The following is a 1,288-nucleotide window of genomic DNA, read 5'->3' as shown; positions in this document are numbered from 1 at the left end:
GAGCTTCACCGTCCTCGTGTCGACGCGGGCGGTCAGCCGCTGCCCGACCAGATCATCGGGAACGCTGTAGAGAGCCCGGTTCAGCTGGACGTGGCGATCAGGGGCGACCTTGGGGTGGGCCCAGGCCGGGATGTCGAACTCGGTGTCCGGCAACGGTTTCAGCATCGGATGCTCGTCCGTGGCGAACACCTCGGCCGGGCGTAGCCGGGTGGTGCCGTGCACCCGCATCCCCGCGACCTCCCGACACCACCGTGCCGCCCGTTCGCGGCAATCATCGAGGCCCCGGAATTGTTCTCCGGCAAAGAAGTTCGACCTCGCGTAAGGAACGCAGCGCTCGACCCTCGGCTTGTCCTGCGGGCTGCGGATCCGGGCCGGATCCACCACGAACCCGCGAGATTCGGCATATTCACGGAACGAGTCGTTCAACCTCGGCTCGGTCGCGTTCGCGCGGTCGACGATGGCCTTCATGTTGTCCGGGATCACCACGGCGAACACGCCGCCGAAGAACGTCCACGCCGCCTCGAACCCGGCGATCACCTCGCCGAGGGTCTCCCGATGGGTTGGATAGACGAACATGTGCCGCGAATACACCGCGGTGAAGATCAGCCCCTTCACCACCCGGCCGCGCCCCTCGGCATCGGTCAGCAGGCCGAGCCGGCCGAAGTCGACCTGCACTTCGCTACCGGGTTCGCAATCGGCCACCCGCACCGTCACGCGCCGCTTCCCGAACCCCAACTCCGTTCTCGCGTAACGGTTCAACGTCCGATACGACACCACCACACCCCGGCGCCCGAGCAGAATGTGGATCTTCGTCAGGGTCAACCCCTGATCCAGCCACGCCGTGATCTGCCCGGACTGCGCCGCGATGGTCTCCCACGCCTGGCTCTTGCCGTTCGGACGCTTCCTGCGGACGCCGGCGATCACCGCCGCCAGCAGCTCATCGGTCAACTGACCGGCACCACCCTCACGGTCCACCCCGCACGATTGCGCCCTCTCCACATACCGGCGCACGGTCTTGCGATCGGTGCCCGACAACCGGGCCACCTCCCGCAGACCTCGCCCCTCCAGCCACAGCCGGAGCATCTCCCTGATCTCGATCACCGAAACCTCCCGGTAGCTCATTCCGCCAATACGAGCGGCCGAGCGACCGGAAACCCCGCAGCCACGCCGGGCGGTCCCATAACTGGCAAACCACCAGCCCAGACGGTCCCATCAGTGGCAAACAGGTGGTCCCATGCTCCTGGCAAAACCGGCTCTGAGGTGGTCCCTTACTCCTGGCAGCCGACAC

General features: G+C 66.7%; 1 protein-coding gene. It reads right to left on the bottom strand.

The annotated features are described in order from the left end of the window. A partial coding sequence (istA, locus tag ACWDKQ_RS35705; RefSeq protein WP_450143162.1) for an IS21 family transposase occupies nucleotides 1–1,101 on the bottom strand: 1,101 nt, incomplete at its 3' end. Nucleotides 1,102–1,288: the final 187 nt, after the last annotated feature.

The organism is Saccharopolyspora sp. NPDC000995 (assembly GCF_053599315.1).
The sequence above is the reverse complement of the archived record's forward strand: the minus strand, read 5'-3'. Positions and strand labels throughout refer to the sequence as shown.